The 234-nt window shown below is 37.2% G+C and carries 1 protein-coding gene; it reads left to right on the top strand.

The window, feature by feature from the left end; all coding sequences use genetic code 11:
• On the top strand, positions 1–234 hold a 234-nt coding region (locus AACQ14_RS24170; protein ID WP_339366086.1), incomplete at both ends, for a beta-ketoacyl synthase N-terminal-like domain-containing protein.

Raw genomic sequence — 234 nt, 5'->3', positions numbered from 1 at the left:
ATGGAAAATATTGCCGTAGTAGGTATTGCTAATTTATTCCCAGGATCTTCTGCTCCTGAAGAATTTTGGCAGCAATTGCTGAAGAAACAAGATTGCCGCAGTAAAGCAACCAAAGAACAAATGGGTGTTGACCCAGAAAAATACACCGGAAAAAAAGGTGACACAGATAAATTTTACTGTGTGCACGGTGGTTATATTCGAGATTTCAATTTTGATACAACATCATTTATTCAG

Origin of the sequence: Vallitalea maricola (assembly GCF_036985595.1) — a bacterium.
In the GTDB taxonomy this organism is placed as follows: Bacteria; Bacillota; Clostridia; order Lachnospirales; family Vallitaleaceae; genus Vallitalea; species Vallitalea maricola.
Note: the sequence above shows the minus strand (reverse complement) of the source record. Positions and strands in the feature narration are given on the sequence as shown.